This is a genomic window from Rheinheimera sp. NSM, assembly GCF_052380015.1.
In the GTDB taxonomy this organism is placed as follows: domain Bacteria; phylum Pseudomonadota; class Gammaproteobacteria; order Enterobacterales; family Alteromonadaceae; genus Alishewanella.
This window is the reverse complement of sequence record NZ_JBQTCI010000001.1, coordinates 149,498-165,729: the sequence shown is the minus strand read 5'-3', so window position 1 is coordinate 165,729 and position 16,232 is coordinate 149,498. Positions and strand designations below refer to the sequence as shown.

Below are 16,232 nucleotides of genomic sequence, written 5' to 3'. Positions count from 1 at the left end.
ATGAAGAATGTGGCGCTGGTTACCATTCATGGCATGGGCGAAACCCGGCCGGATTATGCTGATAAACTGTTTAGCCAGTTGCAACAAGCGGCTGGTGCTAACGCAGCGCAGCTGTATTACGGCACCGTGTATTATCAGGATTTGCTGCTGTACAACGAGCAACGGGTATGGCAAGCGGTGGGCTCACGCTTACGCTGGAGCAAACTGCGGCGTTTTATGTTATTTGGTTTTGCTGATGCCGCCGCGCTGGAACATCGTAAAGAGCAACCACATAGCCTGTACCATTACAGCCAACTGAAAATTGCCCGCGCGCTGTATCTGGCAAAACAACAGTTAACCGCCGATGGCAAGCTGGTGTTGCTGGCACATTCGTTAGGTTGCCATGTGTTGTCCTGCTACCTGTGGGATGCGCAGCAAGCCAAAGCCGGCATTAAACCCGCCGCCGGCATCTGGCGGGATATCAAACGCTATCAGGCCGGCATCAGCGGCGATAACCCGCTAACGGATGAGGATATCGCGTTTTTACGCGGCGATCGGCTGCTAAGCCTTATTACCACCGGTTGTAATATCCCCATCTTTGTTGCCGCCCATGCGATGGAACAAATTGTGCCGTTTAACAAACCAAACCGCGGCTTTATCTGGCATAACTACTACGACAAAGACGATGTACTGGGCTGGCCACTGGCCGATTTATCCCCCGGCTACGGCCAACTGGTGACCGATATCGAAGTAAACGCCGGCGGCGGCTTTTTTGGCTGGCTCGCTGCCAGTTGGAACCCGTTATCGCATAACCAGTATTGGCAGGAAAAAAAGATTATCGCAGCGCTAAATACGCAGCTGACAACTTTGCTGCCAGCTGCGATAGGGCTTACACCTTAACCTTGTAACCGCTGTGGAAAATCCAGCAAATCACGCCAATACAGCTGGCCATAAACAGCAAAATCATCGCCAGACTAAAACCGACATTAACATCGGCGACACCGTAAAAACTCCAGCGAAAACCGCTGATCAGGTATACCACCGGGTTAAACAGCGTAATTTGCTGCCACAGTGGCGGCAGCATACTGATGGAATAAAAGCTGCCACCTAAAAAGGTTAGCGGCGTGATCACCATCAACGGCACAATTTGCAGCTGTTCAAAGCTGTTGGCCAGCACGCCGATAATAAAACCAAACAAGCTAAAGCTGATGGCGGTAAGCACTAAAAAGGTTAGCATCCATAGCGGGTGCATTATGCTGAAATCGACAAAAAACTGCGCCGTAAACAGGATAATTAACCCCAGTAAAATAGCCTTACTGGCTGCCGCGCCAACATAACCGAGGATAATTTCTACTGCCGATACCGGTGCCGATAAAATCTCGTAAATGGTGCCGGAGAATTTTGGCATATAGATACCAAAAGAGGCGTTCGACGTGCTTTCTGTCAGCACCGTCAGCATAATTAAGCCAGGCACTATAAAGGCGCCGTAGCTGACGCCGTCTATGGCCACCATGCGGGAACCAATGGCAGAGCCAAACACAATAAAATACAACGAGGTAGATAACACCGGTGAGGCAATACTTTGCATCAGCGTGCGCCAGGTACGGGCCAGCTCAAACAGGTAAATGGCTTTAATGGCGTAGAAATTCATGCGGCATCTCCCATCAGGCTGATAAAAATATCTTCCAGCGAGCTTTCCCTGGTGTGCAGATCACTGAACTCTATGTCCAGACTATTAAGCTGACGTAACAAACCGGCAATAGTGGCCTGCTCCTGCTGCGCATCAAAGGTGTATATCAGCTGGTTGTTATCGGCGGATAACTGCAACTGATAGGCCGACAGCGCAGCCGGGATTTGCGCTAAAGGCGCGGCCAACTGCAACAGTAACTGCTTTTTGCCCAGTTTTTGCATCAAGCTGGTTTTATCATCGACCAATATCAGCTTGCCGGCACGGATCACACCAATGCGATCGGCCATATCTTCAGCTTCTTCAATATAGTGCGTAGTAAGAATAATAGTCACGCCACTGTCGCGCAGCCGGCGGATCATCTGCCACATATCACGGCGCAGCTCTACATCGACCCCGGCAGTGGGCTCATCCAGAAACAAAATTTGCGGCTGATGCGCCAGCGCTTTGGCAATTAAAACCCGGCGTTTCATACCACCGGACAATGTCATAATCTTGCTGTCTTTTTTATCCCACAGTGACAAGTCGCGCAGCAGTTGCTGCAAATAGGCCGGATCAGCCGCTTTACCAAATAAGCCACGGCTAAAGCTTACCGTATCCCACACCGTTTCAAAGATACTGACCGACAACTCCTGCGGCACTAAACCAATCCGCTGCCTGGCCTGACGATACTGCTGCACTATATCCTGGCCATCGACCAACACAGTGCCCTCGCCCGGGTTAACAATGCCGCAAATAATGCTGATTAAGGTAGTTTTGCCGGCGCCGTTCGGCCCCAGCAAGGCAAAGATTTCACCACGGCGAATATCCAACTGAATGTTTTGTAACGCTTGAAAACCGGACGGATAGGTTTTGCTTAAGTTATTTACCTGAATAATAGATTGCACTTTACCCCCTCTGTTTAGCATTTTGTCGCTGTTAGTCTAGCTTAACCACTGCCAGAAGCTGGCAGTAGTAAAACACAAAGGCAAGGTTAATATCTTAGGTTAACTTGAGGTCAAGTGTTACAGCCGCTTCTGCTATTGGAACTATATCAACGCCCTCTCGCAGCCCAATGTTCTGTCCATTTTTTATACAAAACTCATTCAAAAGGTTATTAAATATTTACAATAAGACTAATAAATCTGCTACTAAAGCTTAAAAAGCTCTTTTACTAGCTACTTTTTGAATATATGCTCTATAAATCGTCATGATTTTTTACATCTGTAATATTTTGTGATGATGATAATAATAAAGACATTTTAATAATCAGGAAGAACATGTTGAACGCAAATAAATACAGATTAAGCGGCATTGCAGTAGCCGTTGCTTTATCTGTCACCGCATGCGGTGGTAGTAAGAATATTGCACCCGAAGCCTTGAACGTATCTGTTGCTGCCACACAAAGCTGGATCCCTGTGCAGGGCAGCTTTGCAGTAAGTGATGTCAATAGCAAAGATACTCTGAATATTACTGTGATCACTGAAAACGGCGTGACAGTGCAACCAACACAAGGTGCTTATCAGCTAAGTAACGGCGTACTGACAGTACAGGGTACAGACTTTACTTACTTGCCGGTACTCGATCACGCCACCAATATTGAATATACCGTTAGCGACGGTGCGCTAAGTAATAAAGCCACATTAACTATCGCCGCCCCGGTATCAGATCCACTGGCCTATCAACAGTGGCACCTTAATAATACCGGCCAGGCAGCTTTTGCACTTAACCTTGATGCTATAAGAACGTTCCTGATAGAAGAAGCCGGATTCACCGCAGAGCGTGCCGACGAGTGGCTTACCGATCGGGTAGATACAACCATTCTGGCGCCAGGCGAAGATATGAATGTGATAGCCGCTTATCAACAGGGCGTTACGGGCGAAGGCAGCATTGCCGTTGTAGTAGACTCCGGGTTGGAGATTTCGCACGAGGATTTAGCCGCTAACGTACTTGCCAATCGCTCACTGAATATGATGCCAGGTGCATTGAATATCACTGACCCTACCTCGACCAATGAAACCGGCGATCATGGTACCAGCGTCGCAGGTCTCATAGCCGCAACCGGTTGGAACGGCTTAGGTGGTCGCGGCGTGGCACCACATACCAAATTAATAGGTATGAACTACCTTAACGCTCAGTCTGATTTAAACAGTGCCTTAAGCCATGGTATTCCCGGTAGCGGCATTACGGAGAATGAACCGCTAACTGTGTTTAACCGCAGTTATGGTATTAGCTATCCTGCAGTAATTGCCTACGACGAACTGGAAGAAGCAGTACAAAGTTACTCCACGAACTCCCTGCGCAATGGTCTTGGCGCTGTGAACACAAAATCTAGCGGCAATAGCTTCCGTCGCCCAGGCAACAACAGCTGGGCAGGTTCAGTTTGCGCTGATGCTAATGCACTTGGGCTGACATGCCTGAACGGTAACTTTGAGCCATCACAGAACACACCGTTCTATTTCTCCGTTGCGGCAGTTAACTCAAACGGCAAACATACCAGCTACTCTACCGCAGGTGCTAACGTATTGGTATCTGCACCAGCTGGCGAATATGGCGAGTTGGCACCGGCAATGGTCACCACTGACCAAATGACCTGTTTACGTGGTTACAGCGGTTTCCCTGCGGTAGATGCGGGCGGTTGGGCAGAATATGACGCAGCTTTTACCCCGTTTAACTTTCCGGGACACCCTGAAAACGCGAGTTGCAACTATACCAGCACTTTTAATGGTACGTCCTCGGCAGCCCCCAATGCAGCTGGCGTGATAAGTTTGATACATAGTGCTAATCCGCAGCTTTCTTACCGCGATATTAAAGACATCCTGGTAAAAACCAGCACTAAGGTTGACCCTGCTAACGACGCGGTAGAACTTGAAATAGGCGGAAGTAAATTTATCGCCCATGCTGGTTGGGTAGAAAATGCCGCAGGCTATGCACACAACAACTTATACGGTTTTGGCCGGGTAAATGCGGGCGCAGCAGTCACAATGGCGAAGACATACAGTACCGCATTACCAGAGCAGGTTGTTACTGAATGGACTGCTGTTGGCACCACAAATGGTACGGATTCACTAGCTCTTACCATTGCAGACAATGACGCAACAGGTGCTGTACAGACTCTTGAAGTAACCGAAAAGGTAACCATCGAAGGAGTTCAGTTCGCCTTTGATGTGGCAAATGCCGAGCTGCTGTCGACTTCCTGGCCCAGTCAAACAACAGCGGGTATCGATTTGGCAATAGAAGTTACATCGCCAAGTGGCACCCGCAGTGTACTGTTGTCATCCAAGCAAGCGATTGTAGAGCCGACGTTTGACTTTGCCAGCGGCTATCAGGAAGGTTATATTTTGAAAAACGTTATATTCTTGTCCAACGCTTTTTATGGTGAAGAGGCGCAAGGTACATGGGCCATCAGATTGGTAGATACCAACGGTGCCGATTTAAACGTAACTGACTCACAATGGCAGGATGGCTATAAAAACAATGCTGTGCCGTCAGTATTGGAAGGCGTAGGCATCCGGATTTTCGGTCATTAACAGTCAAAGGAATATGTTATGAAGTATAGTTTATCAGTATTATCGGTTGCCCTTTGTCTGTCTGTCAGCAGTGTAAACGCGCAATCACTAAAAGCTGGGTTACAGCAAAATAATGTGCCGGCAGAACAGAAGGTTCGCGTGAATAAAGCCGCTTCGCAATACGGTGTCTATCAATTAAAAACAGAACTGGTCGCAGTGCCACAGGCGCTGGCAGATCGTTCGGTCAGCTTGGCCGATGTAGGCAACATGACGTTAGTTAACCGGGTATCAGCTAACGATGTCGAGCAGTTTATTGATTTCCGCCGCAATGCGGTAGTGCAAAATAGTCTGACCGGCGAACTGGGCGTTGTTACCGGCAATATCAGCTTGCTGCACAGTAAAGGCAGCGACATTCAGAATTTACTACAGCAGTTTAATCTGAAAATCGTGCGTTCGGCCGGCAGTACCGGAGTCTACATAGTGCAGCCGCAGCAAGACGTTGACCTGCTGCAGTTGCTGACACAAATCAAGGCGTCAGGCCTGGTTAAAACGGCCAGGTTGGATATTCTGGAAAAGAAATACTCTAACCAGTAACGTTAATCAAGCCCTGCATTGCAGGGCTTTTTTCTGCCTATCGCACCGGTAAATACACCGTTACCACCAAACCACCATAGGCGTGGTTGTGTAAGGTGATATCACCATGATGCATATCGACAATTTTCTTGATAATGGCCAGGCCTAAGCCGGAGCCACCGCTGCCGCGGGCAACATCGCCCTGGGTGAAGGGTTCAAACATGGCTTTCATCTGGTCATCCGGAATGCCCGGGCCATGGTCACGGATCTGCAGGTAAATACGCTTGCGGTTACGCTCGAAGCCGGTGGAAATTTCAATATCGCCGTCACTGTAGCGCAGCGCATTCTCCAGTAAGTTATTCAATAAGCGTTTAATAGCGATACGCCGCAACATAGTGTCCGGCAGGTTCTCTGCCAACTCAGTCGCTATATGCCGCTGCTGCAAATGTTCGGCCTGCACCAGCTCGCGCACTAAGGTATTGAGGTTTTCTTTTTTGCCCGGCTCTTCTTTATGATGGCGCAGGTAGTCAATAAACTGGTCGATAATGGCATTCATATCATCAATATCATTAATAATGCCGTCACGGATCCAGTTATCCGGCTCCTGCATCATTTCAGACGCCAGCCTGATCCGCGTCAGCGGTGTGCGTAAATCGTGCGATACCCCGGCCATTAACAGGGCCCGGTCTTGCTCTAATTGTCTAATGCCGCGCGCCATATAATTGAAGGCCTTGGTTACGGCAATAATTTCGGTTGAGCCTTTATGTTCAGCCAACGGTGGCGGAAATTCGCCGCGCCCTACCTGTAATGCCGCTTGTTGTAAGCTTTTCAACGGCCGGTTTAGCTGCCGGGCAAATAACCAACCGCCGCTGACACTGAGCACACCGATTAACAGCAGGTAAAAGGTCAGCGGCGAAAAGTCAGTTTCATCCAGCCCGGTTAGCGGCACCTTGACCCAGTACTGCGGCGCTTGTGGCGGCCGCACCCAAAAGGCATAGGTTGCGCCTTGCGCCACCCGCACTTCAGCTTCGCCGCCGAGCTCACGCGACATTAAATCAGAAAAATAAGCATAGTAACTGGCTTCTGCCAGCCCTTGCTGCAATGCTTGCTGCTCAGTATAAACCTCAATGCCGGTGGCCTGCTGAAAACGCTCAGTCAGCTCCGTTGACAGCACCGACTGCTGATGACCGACATCGATAAACACCACTTTAATTTGCTTAGCAATAAGGTGGTTAATTTGTTGGGTGGTGGGCTTGATAACATAAAACGCCACCGACAGGTAAGACACCAGTTGGTTGATCAGTAACAACAAGCCAATCAGAAATACGGTTTGGCCAAAGGCACTGCGCGGAAAACAGCGCATCTACGTCACACTGCCATCCGGCACAAACACATACCCGAGACCCCACACCGTTTGAATGTAGCGCGGGTTAGCGGCGTCGTCTTCCAGCATACGGCGCAAGCGGGATACCTGCACGTCGATACTGCGCTCCATGGCGGAGTAATCGCGGCCGCGCGCCTGGTTCATCAGCTTATCGCGTGATAGCGGTTCACGCGGATGGCTTACCAGCACTTTTAACACCGCATATTCGCCACTGGTTAACGGCAACAGCTCATCGCCCTTACGCATCTCGCGCGTGGCGAGGTTAAATTTAAACGGGCCAAATTCCACCATGCCTTCCGCCTGGCTGGGCGCTCCGGGTAACTCCTTGCTTTTGCGCCGCATGACGGCGCGAATACGTGCCAGCAATTCGCGTGGGTTAAAGGGTTTGGGCAGGTAATCGTCGGCGCCCATTTCCAGGCCGATAATACGGTCGACTTCGTCACCCTTGGCGGTAAGCATAATAATCGGAATTTCATTTTCCTGCTGGCGCAGCCGGCGGCAGATAGATAAACCGTCTTCACCGGGCAGCATTAAATCCAGCACCACCAGATGAAAGTTCTCCCGCTCCATCAACCGTTGCATTTGCTCATAATTCGCTACGCTGCGCACTATATAACCTTGCTCAACCAGATAACGTTCCAGCAAAGCACGTAAGCGCATATCGTCGTCTACAACCAGAATTTTCGGCGTTTCTGAACCGGCCATAGTGAAGTCTCCATAATATTTGCTCCACTATAAACGAAAAAACTGCCTTGGCGAAAAACCACGGCAGTTCTTTATGTTACAAAGTTTGTCAGTTTATTTTTGTTCGCTTACCGGTACCCGTTTCATCGGCGGATTTACCCACACTACGTGGCCGTTATGGGCACTGGTACGGGTAAGGTTGTCGGCTTGTTCGGTTAAATCCGGGTCAACTACATAAGTATATTTTGCCGGCGCGGTTGAACAGCCGGCCAGTGCAACAATCAGCAGTGACGCCGCCAGGCTAAATAATTTTGTTTTCATGCGCTGTTACCTCTTTTATCTGGTAAACCAACTATAGCCAGGAGCGGCCCAGCGGGCTAGCATATTTTTGTTACACCTAAATGACAGTGTTGAAATATTTTATAAATTTTTTAATTTATTGATTTTATTCAATTTAATTATTTAAGCGGCCTTAGCCCGGTAACGAAGTCGTCAAACTTATGACGGCCACATAGCAGTAACTACATAAAAACTGCTACCATTCAGGCCGGAATTCACCCTGATATAGCCCTGTAAAAGATGCGCACCGATTTAATTACCCGCGAAGGCTTCGAAGCCCTGCAACAAGAGCTGAACTATTTATGGCGTGAAAAACGCCCGGATGTCACCGCTAAAGTCGCCTGGGCCGCCAGCCTCGGTGATCGCAGTGAGAATGCCGATTTGTGATTAGTACCACAAAAATAATACTATCTGAGCGCTAGTCTCCATTAAACATGGCCACTACTAATAGTACTGATACTATTTACTACGTACTAATTGTTCCTAAATTGATTGAAATGTCATATGTTGCTGATAATATGCGATAAAACCTTATGGCTTACTATTCATCAATCATTTAAGGAGCTGAAATTTGAAGTTTATTTGGAATACTTTGAAGTCTGGAGCGTTATGTTTCTTTTTCACGCCAGCCCTCATGGCAATTACTGTAGCATTGGTTAAGCTGGAAAAAGTAAATTCAACTACTGAACTCCCCCCTTGGCTAGAAAGCGCGATAAACTGGCGCTATTCTTTTGAAGGTTTTTTCTTGGTTTTTTTTGTGAGCCTTATTGTTTGCTTACTCCTATCTGGAGTCCTTAAAACACAGAAAATTCCGCGAAATGAACAAGTTAAACTTGCAAAATATTTCAATTTCTATGGAGTATTCATTGCGAAACTTCTTCTATTTTGGGGGGGTATGCTTTTTGCTTGGTCATTCGGCAGCAAGTTTGTTGATTTTATCCCACCGGTTGCAGGACAGGAAATAGCAGTATTATATTGCGTTGTCATGGCAATATTATGGCGATATGGTGCTTTAAAATTTAAACACTGGCTGTTAGAGCGATAACGTCACTTTTTTATTGGCTTACTGAGAGGGGAAATAGAGCTTAGTTGGATTTTCTCTCTTTGCAATCAGCAATTTCGAACAAGGCTCGAGATTTTAACCTTTAATAAGCTGATTATTGATGAAATCCAGAACACGCTGCTTTTGCTCTGGAGAAAGGTTGTGAAATGACATTAATAATTGCGCCATATCTTCCGAATCGCAATAAAAGTACGCAACCGGAACGCCAAGCTCATCAGCCATTTTTTTTGCCATGTCATAGTCAGGCAAGTGTCGGCCTTTCTCATAATGGTTCATACGGCTGCTGGCTACACTGATATCCAAGCCAATCCGAAGACCAAGCTCCGTTTGTGTAAGGCTTTTCGCCTCTCGAGCTTGTTTGAGTCTTGCTGGGAAGGGATGAGTTGATGCCAAAAGATAGTCATATTTGATACCTGAATACTTAGATTGTCTAAGTTTTTGATAGTGGAGTATACTTAGCATTCCTAAGGATTGCCATTGCGCTGCTCCCCCTTCCAAAACTGCCAGGTATAAGAAGTATGTCAGTTCGTAAAACCTTGTTAAGTCTCATCCAAAAACATCAATTAAACCATTTTAGAATTAACGACCTGAAGGAATTATGTAGGGGTGTTATTCCTGCTGACTCTGCAGAGCATTTTGGCAATAAAATTTACAAGGGCGTTTGGAATTTAAAGCAGGAAGGTATTTTAGAAGTGGGCAAACACCCTGATGATCCGAAGCAAAACACCTATTTTCTGACGAGACCAGGCAAAGAGTTATACCAATCTGTATTGCCAAAATCAGCTTCCGATGTAGAGTCGCTGCCTGCTCAACCTTCGAAAAAAATACACATCGAGTCACTAAAGCGCAAAATAAGTGACTACAGCAGCGCTCTTGCCTCTGCCAGTGCAGAGGCGCAGGAATATCAGGAGTTGTCCCAGGAATTTCCTGAGCTTAAGCAGAGCCTGCAGACAAAGTTCATGGCGGCAAAAGAGCGTGCCGTAATGTATCAAGGCCGACTGTTTGCAATTGAAAATGTCTTAAAGGATTTTGATTAATGCAGCTTCGTCACTGGCAGGAAAGTTGCGCAACGCTGGCAGTTAAAAAGTTTAAACTGCAAAAACATTTCATGGCATTGGCCACCCCGGGGGCGGGTAAAACAGTAATGGCGGCGGCCGTTGCAAAACGCCTATTTGATGCTAATAAAATTGATTATGTAGTTTGCTTTGCCCCATCAGTTGCCGTACTTAATAGCATGCGCACAACATTTTCTTCAGTACTAGCTAAGCCTATGCATGGCCAACTCGGCGCAGCCGGCGGAGTTTATACTTATCAATACCTCGCGAGCAGTAAGAAAGCTGACTGGAGCTTTTTGAAAACAAGCCGGGTGTTAGTCATTTTTGATGAAATTCACCACTGTGGTGGTGATGAGCCAGAATTGGCTAATGCTTGGGGTCGAGAGGTATTGCGTAATCTGGGTAGTCATGCGAAGTACATATTGTCTATGACTGGCACGCCGTGGCGTAGCGATTTAGCGCCAATTACTCTGGCGAGCTATATCGACCCAGATAAGACGATTCACTGTGATTATGTCTATGGCATTGCCGACGCCATAAATGATGGTGTATGCCGGCTGCCTGAAGTCGTGTTGATCGACAATGACAAGTTGCAGGTAAACGAGGAAACCTACGGCTCGCTTAAGTCGGCGATCGAGCATTCTGAGCTAAGGTATTCAGAGCTCCTGGCAGACAGCCAGGCTTTGCGCTATCTGTTAACTAAAGCGGTACAGCAGCTTAGCATCGCAAGACAAGAGCAAGCGAATGCTGCTGGTTTAGTTGTCGCCAGTTCAGTACGTGAGGCCAGGCGAATAAAACACATATTGCATAGTGAGTTTAATCAAACAGCCGTAATGGTGACCTACCGGGAACCATCTCCTCAAGCAGTTATTGAAAACTTCAGAACATCCGACACTCAATGGATAGTCAGTGTATCAATGGTCTCAGAGGGCACAGACATACCCCGGCTTAGGGTATGTGCACACCTTAGTTTGGTAAGAACCGAATTGTTTTTCCGCCAAGTACTTGGACGGGTACTACGATTAATGCCAAGGGTAGCAAACAATAAAGCATGGTTGATAAGTTTCGCAGAAAAATCCCTACTGGAATTTGCACAACGGCTTCAGCAAGACATTCCGGAAAAAATAATTCGCTTTGAAAAGGAAGATTCGCCGGCAAGCCCTGAGCCGCCTTTGAGTATAGGAACTGGCATTAACTCCTCTCAAAACACTAAATTTCAGGCTTTGGGTGAAAGTTGGAATTGCTATACCTCAGAGCCTGAAGAGAGCTTGGCCAATTCTGCATTACTATTTAGCTTAAAAGGCAGTTACAGGCAGCAAGTTTTCTCGATATTTCAAAAGTGACTAGTAGCGATTCATAATTTGTCATTGGGCTTGTGAACTAAGACTGCCTTTTCAGTTGAATATTCACAACCTAAGAGCTTGTTCTGCGGCTTCTTCCGCGTGGTAAACACCTGCATCTAGCAAGGTTTCGTAAAGTTGCATTGCTCTCTCTTTCAATGGGCCAGGGCTTCGTTGGAGAGTGACAGCAAGCTGCACTAACCCTTCACTATGTTCAAAAGATTGATGTGTTGAATTATCTGACTGCTTCGCCTCTATAAATTTTTGCGCAAGATTTAGAACACATAACTGCAATTTTGGTGAGAAGTTTATTTTCACTAAACAACTGAAAAGTCGATACTTATCAAGTTCTGCAATAATACTGGGGTTTTCTGCAAGCCAAGTAATTACTTCAAAGGTTAATTCATCATTAGGTATCCGTTTATCAAACGGAAATGCCGCATTCAGTGCGATACCCAAACCATCAACTTTATCTTTCAAACTAGACATTAGAATGTTGTGAGAATCTCCACGGATTTTACCGGTTTCGTTCCAACCAGCACACGCCGCATAGACTACTCCACGTCTAAAATTAAAATCTCCGCTATCAAAGCTACGTTGCCAAAATGCTTGCAGATCTTGGTTGGCTTTACCTAATATTATCAAACCCGTCGTCAATTCCCCTGCAACTTGACTTAATGCAGGTGATTTCATGGAAAACCAATAGTCTATTATTTTCAAGACCAGCGCTGGCTGCAGTAGGTCGAAAAGCTCCCAAATTGTCATAGCGATTTTAGGTTCAGAGAACACAGCGATGCTTTCATCCAGTAGCTGCCTCACCAGAGTATTGCATTTCTGTTGATCAGCCCAGAGTAAAGGGTGTGCTTGAAATAGAAGCAAACATTTCCAAGTTTCTACCTCTTTTGAAATGTCAAAAAAAGACAACAGCGCGTCAGCCCAAATATCGCAGTCTGTTGGCTGGCGGCATAGTATTCCATGATAAATTGCAGACATCAGGGCATAGTTCCCGCCTGGTACCAATCGAGAACCATTATTATGACCAAACAACAAGGCTCCGCCTAGCTCTGCACTTGCAGAATCCTTCTCTAATTCGTTTCCTGTATATAGTTCGACATTTAAGTAGCTTTTAAGTAGTTGAATGTCATCCTCTTCCAGCCCATTTTCCCTTATTGCAATTTCTCTAAAAGCCCTTGCGACGGCATTTATCCACTCTTTAGAGTTAAAGTTTCGCTGATTGAGTTCTAAGATAAGGCCTCTTATCTCTGAAGGTGACGCATGCTCTGACTTGGCCATACTTTCTATAGCTTCTGAGACTGAACGCTCATGGACACTAGATTTAAATTTACCAGTAATGATTTTGATTGCGCGCTGAGGACACTTAGCAGCAAACGCACCAAATTCCTGAGCAATTCCTGAATATCTGCGGCGCCACTCGTTGACGTGATTATTTTGGTCCGTTGTTTCATTAAAAAGGTTGATAATATCTGAGTCCTTGGCCTTCATCATCTGTTCTGCTGACATAGGCGAACGGGTAAAAGAGGCTAACCCTACACCGCTTGGTCTCTCACCTATTGCAGGTTCAAAGGTTCGATTTCTTTCTGAGATTTGTCTATGTCTTCGGGAAGAGAAAATTTTTGATGGAAGTCTGGCAAGTAACTTTAGCCGATATTCTTCACAATCGCGGATATTTTGACGTCGCATGTCGACGGAAGCTCCTGACACAGGCTCAGAGACTTCAAATCTTTCAATAGAATCTTTTATGTCATTGAGCTGATCTTCGCTCCAGAAGGCTACAACCTCTTCGATAAGCTGCATTGTGCAACTTCCACTAACTGAGAACATGTAATTATCCGGGCCAGTGAAGTAGCTCTCACCAAGTTGCATTCGATAGTCATTTTCCAGTAAGAAGTCGTAAATGTCGTTTCTAAAATACTCCGCGTTTGCTGCCAGTGATGTTGCAATCATAACCTGTACGTCATCTATCTGAACGGTCATGAATTGTCGTATCAACTCGAGCAATTCATCAGGAGAATTTTTAGCGGCTGTTGTTAATGCTTGGCGCAGTGTGCTAAGTAAATATCCATTTTCGGACTTTTCATCCCAACCATAATCCAGTCTGAGCATACGCCTGAAAGAGCGGTATGAAGTTGTATAAAGATCAGATTGGCCTATCAACTTTACGGCCCAAGGAAGTAGGGCATGAGCTACCTCAATCGAATACTGCTTAGCGAATTTTTCTAGACCATACATTTGCAGAGACATCGCTGTTTTTATATCGACGGAGTCCAGCCAAAGCACGAGTAGGTCTATAGCCTGCTTTGCATGACCCAATTTGAACAACTCTCTGACGTATCTACTTACATAAGATTCATCGATCTTAGTTCTGGATAAAACCTTATCAATTAGCTCAAAAGCTGCTTTGGACGACGGAACAGCTTTTAGCAACACTCTTAAAACATCGCAATCGTAAGTATCGTCTGACCAAAGTCTAGAGATTAGAGACAATACATGATCTTCGTTATGCTTAGCTTCTGCCGCCAGCCACTCAATAGCGCTCTCTGTATGTTCAAACGATCCCATGAGCTCAGGTAAGGTCTCAATCAAAAGCTCGCGCCAATTGTGCCAATTTAATGCAATTTTCCAAAATGCCCGCTTTGCCAACACAGGTTCACCGTGAATTAAACGCAAAACCCGTTGAGCATCATAAAAACTGGGGACGGGAGATATGGCTAATATATCAACCAATAGATGTTGGATATGCCGTCTAGTTTGCCCATTAAATAACAGTTCATCTAAGGTTGAAAGGTATTCTATCGGATTGTATTCGCGCAAGAATTCAATCCCTCGCAAGATTGTGCTTCTGGAAAAAAGCCCATCCTGCTTACGATATACAAACGCACACATATCAGCTGAGCATCTAAAACTTTGTGCTTGAAAATCATCCAGCCAAGTTTGATGATTAAAACCAATATTATCTTCAGACCGTACTATTATTCCCGCAGCCTCTAGGGCAGTAATTGTGGGGCCGTATTCAAGTTGATAAACACTTACTGGACGCCTCAGGACCTCGTGGTTAACCATGTCTTTGGCTAGAAGTTTTAGAAAGTCGAGTTGTCGTGCTCGAGACGATCTATCAGTCAGCTTTTTTTCTAACCAATAATGCAGTAGGTTATTGGAAGTTATGCTGTCGGGAGACTCACCCGCGGTAATCAGACTTATATAGAGGTTCAAAGCAAATGGCACCTGGAGTGCCGGATACATGCTTCTAGGGACCGATGATTTATCGATACCAATATCAGTCAATAGTCCTTCAACCATTTCTCTAGAGGGCAACGACAATTGAATCAGCTTTGCTCCTAACTGAGTAAATCGAGTATCAAAACTGGCTTCGAAAGGACGTGAAGAAATGATGATATGAATAGACTTCCTATTGCTTAGCTCAGAAGCCTCAAATCTGCTTTTAAGCGACAATACAAGGTCAACAAGCACCCTAAAACGGTTTGAGCTTTGGTCCATTACTTCACTGACTGCATCCATCTGGTCAATCAAAAGAACCACTGGCTTAGTTTGCGCAAGTCCAAGCAATGCGTTGGTAATACTTCCATTTAATTTAAGATTTTCAGCAAGATCAGCCAGATCATTGATACCCACATCTAACTCGTCTGCCTTGACAGCTAAAACAGAGTATTCCGTGTCTGACAAGCGTTCATAAAGTGTAGATAACAGCGATGATTTGCCGGAGCCAGCTACACCAGTCAGCAAATAACAATTGCTCTCTCCAGAAGACACTAAGTCTAACAACTGTTGCAACTCAGCCCGCTCAATAAACCTGTTTTCGATCGTCTTTTGCCAGCAAGCAAGCTGACGGCTTGCATGCTTCAGATCATCTTGAGTAATAGTATTAGTGGGCAGTAAAAGACTTAATGGTCTCAGTAGTGAACCTGGAAATTTGAAATGGCGATCTCGAACATCGTTGTGAATACTCAATGCACGATTCAGCTCGTGCGGTCTGAGGAGCTTAAATTCCATCAACATTAGCTTTTGCAACAAAGACGGTAGTGCGTGAGCAAGAACTATTTTTCTTAGTTTGGAATATTTGTTGATGACAACAATCGCTTGTTTTTCAATCTCAGATTGATTGTCTTTTAACCAGGTTTTAGGTGTGCTGAAAAACTCGTCCACTTCACCACTTGGGTCACTGCTAAGCGACAAGTAGAATGTAAAGCCCTCTGGCTTTGGTAAAAGCTGTCGACTTATATCAGTGTATAAAACAAACTTAATAATTTCTCTGAGTGTTTCAGCTAGGCTGATTTTATGAGCATATCGTTTACACTGGACTAAACCAACAGATTGTTCATTCCTAGTTAACCAGACATCACGGCCTTGATCAGCACCACTAATCATAAGCCGTGAGTAATCATGTCCGAGTTCACTCTCGTAGCCACTGCGAAATAAGTCCCATAGCAAACACTCGAATTGCTCAGCAGTCATCGACTGATATGGAAGCGTTTGAGAGCCAGTCTCGATGACAGCTATCAGATCATGCCCGTCAATTTCCTTCTTTATTTCTGACGGTTCGACGAGCTCCATAGTGTTAAGCATTGGCACTCTCACTTCTTCTAATCTCCGATTCATCAAAG

15 protein-coding genes are annotated in these 16,232 nt (G+C 45.9%); 7 read left to right on the top strand and 8 right to left on the bottom strand.

What is annotated here, in order from left to right; all coding sequences use genetic code 11:
• On the top strand, positions 1 to 879 hold the full coding sequence (locus tag ACTZWV_RS00735) for a hypothetical protein (protein WP_444784691.1): 879 nt from the start codon (positions 1 to 3) through the stop codon (positions 877 to 879).
• On the opposite strand, the gene ACTZWV_RS00730 is transcribed toward ACTZWV_RS00735, so the two are convergent.
• The 3 genes from ACTZWV_RS00730 to ACTZWV_RS00720 all read right to left on the bottom strand — a co-directional run bounded on the left by ACTZWV_RS00730 (position 869) and on the right by ACTZWV_RS00720 (position 3,047).
• Positions 869 to 1,630 carry an ABC transporter permease gene (locus ACTZWV_RS00730; protein ID WP_444784690.1) on the bottom strand — a complete coding sequence of 254 codons (762 nt, stop codon included), beginning with the start codon at positions 1,628 to 1,630 and terminating at the stop codon, positions 869 to 871. The genes ACTZWV_RS00735 and ACTZWV_RS00730 overlap by 11 nt on opposite strands.
• Complete coding sequence (locus ACTZWV_RS00725) at positions 1,627 to 2,553, bottom strand: ABC transporter ATP-binding protein (RefSeq protein ID WP_444784689.1); 927 nt, start codon at positions 2,551 to 2,553, stop codon at positions 1,627 to 1,629. The genes ACTZWV_RS00730 and ACTZWV_RS00725 overlap by 4 nt, the downstream gene beginning before the upstream one ends.
• A 290-nt stretch (positions 2,554 to 2,843) precedes the next feature.
• Entirely contained in the window at positions 2,844 to 3,047 is a 204-nt protein-coding gene (locus ACTZWV_RS00720; RefSeq protein WP_444784688.1) for a hypothetical protein, read from the bottom strand.
• Between the two features lie 73 nt (positions 3,048 to 3,120).
• Between ACTZWV_RS00720 and ACTZWV_RS00715 the strand changes: the two genes are divergently transcribed.
• Together ACTZWV_RS00715 and ACTZWV_RS00710 are read left to right on the top strand one after the other, a co-directional pair.
• Positions 3,121 to 5,175, top strand: a complete 2,055-nt coding sequence (locus ACTZWV_RS00715; protein ID WP_444784687.1) for a S8 family serine peptidase — start codon at positions 3,121 to 3,123, stop codon at positions 5,173 to 5,175.
• Between the two features lie 18 nt (positions 5,176 to 5,193).
• On the top strand, positions 5,194 to 5,748 hold the full coding sequence (locus tag ACTZWV_RS00710) for a hypothetical protein (RefSeq protein WP_444784686.1): 555 nt from the start codon (positions 5,194 to 5,196) through the stop codon (positions 5,746 to 5,748).
• Positions 5,749 to 5,785: 37 nt separating this feature from the next.
• On the opposite strand, the gene envZ is transcribed toward ACTZWV_RS00710, so the two are convergent.
• From envZ to ACTZWV_RS00695, 3 genes are all read right to left on the bottom strand, one after another.
• Positions 5,786 to 7,090, bottom strand: a complete 1,305-nt coding sequence (envZ, locus tag ACTZWV_RS00705; protein WP_444784685.1) for a two-component system sensor histidine kinase EnvZ — start codon at positions 7,088 to 7,090, stop codon at positions 5,786 to 5,788.
• Positions 7,091 to 7,816, bottom strand: coding sequence for an osmolarity response regulator transcription factor OmpR (gene ompR, locus ACTZWV_RS00700; RefSeq protein WP_444784684.1), 726 nt, complete (start codon positions 7,814 to 7,816; stop codon positions 7,091 to 7,093).
• Between the two features lie 93 nt (positions 7,817 to 7,909).
• Positions 7,910 to 8,116, bottom strand: a complete 207-nt coding sequence (locus tag ACTZWV_RS00695; RefSeq protein WP_305551839.1) for a hypothetical protein — start codon at positions 8,114 to 8,116, stop codon at positions 7,910 to 7,912.
• Positions 8,117 to 8,374: 258 nt separating this feature from the next.
• Between ACTZWV_RS00695 and ACTZWV_RS00690 the strand changes: the two genes are divergently transcribed.
• Together ACTZWV_RS00690 and ACTZWV_RS00685 are read left to right on the top strand one after the other, a co-directional pair.
• Positions 8,375 to 8,521 (top strand): hypothetical protein, encoded by a 147-nt coding sequence (locus ACTZWV_RS00690; RefSeq protein WP_444784683.1) that lies wholly within the window; start codon positions 8,375 to 8,377, stop codon positions 8,519 to 8,521.
• A 184-nt stretch (positions 8,522 to 8,705) separates the two neighbouring features.
• Positions 8,706 to 9,179 (top strand): hypothetical protein, encoded by a 474-nt coding sequence (locus ACTZWV_RS00685; RefSeq protein WP_444784682.1) that lies wholly within the window; start codon positions 8,706 to 8,708, stop codon positions 9,177 to 9,179.
• Between the two features lie 93 nt (positions 9,180 to 9,272).
• On the opposite strand, the gene ACTZWV_RS00680 is transcribed toward ACTZWV_RS00685, so the two are convergent.
• Positions 9,273 to 9,659, bottom strand: coding sequence for a helix-turn-helix domain-containing protein (locus ACTZWV_RS00680; protein ID WP_444784681.1), 387 nt, complete (start codon positions 9,657 to 9,659; stop codon positions 9,273 to 9,275).
• Between the two features lie 56 nt (positions 9,660 to 9,715).
• Between ACTZWV_RS00680 and ACTZWV_RS00675 the strand changes: the two genes are divergently transcribed.
• Positions 9,716 to 10,234: a hypothetical protein gene (locus ACTZWV_RS00675; protein WP_444784680.1), complete on the top strand. Its 519-nt coding sequence runs from the start codon at positions 9,716 to 9,718 to the stop codon at positions 10,232 to 10,234.
• Positions 10,234 to 11,595, top strand: coding sequence for a DEAD/DEAH box helicase (locus ACTZWV_RS00670; protein ID WP_444784679.1), 1,362 nt, complete (start codon positions 10,234 to 10,236; stop codon positions 11,593 to 11,595). Before ACTZWV_RS00675 ends, ACTZWV_RS00670 begins: the two co-directional genes overlap by 1 nt.
• 63 nt (positions 11,596 to 11,658) lie before the next feature.
• On the opposite strand, the gene ACTZWV_RS00665 is transcribed toward ACTZWV_RS00670, so the two are convergent.
• The gene (locus ACTZWV_RS00665; RefSeq protein WP_444784678.1) at positions 11,659 to 16,194 is read right to left on the bottom strand and encodes an AAA family ATPase; all 4,536 of its coding nucleotides are present in this window, start codon (positions 16,192 to 16,194) and stop codon (positions 11,659 to 11,661) included.
• Positions 16,195 to 16,232 lie beyond the last annotated feature (38 nt).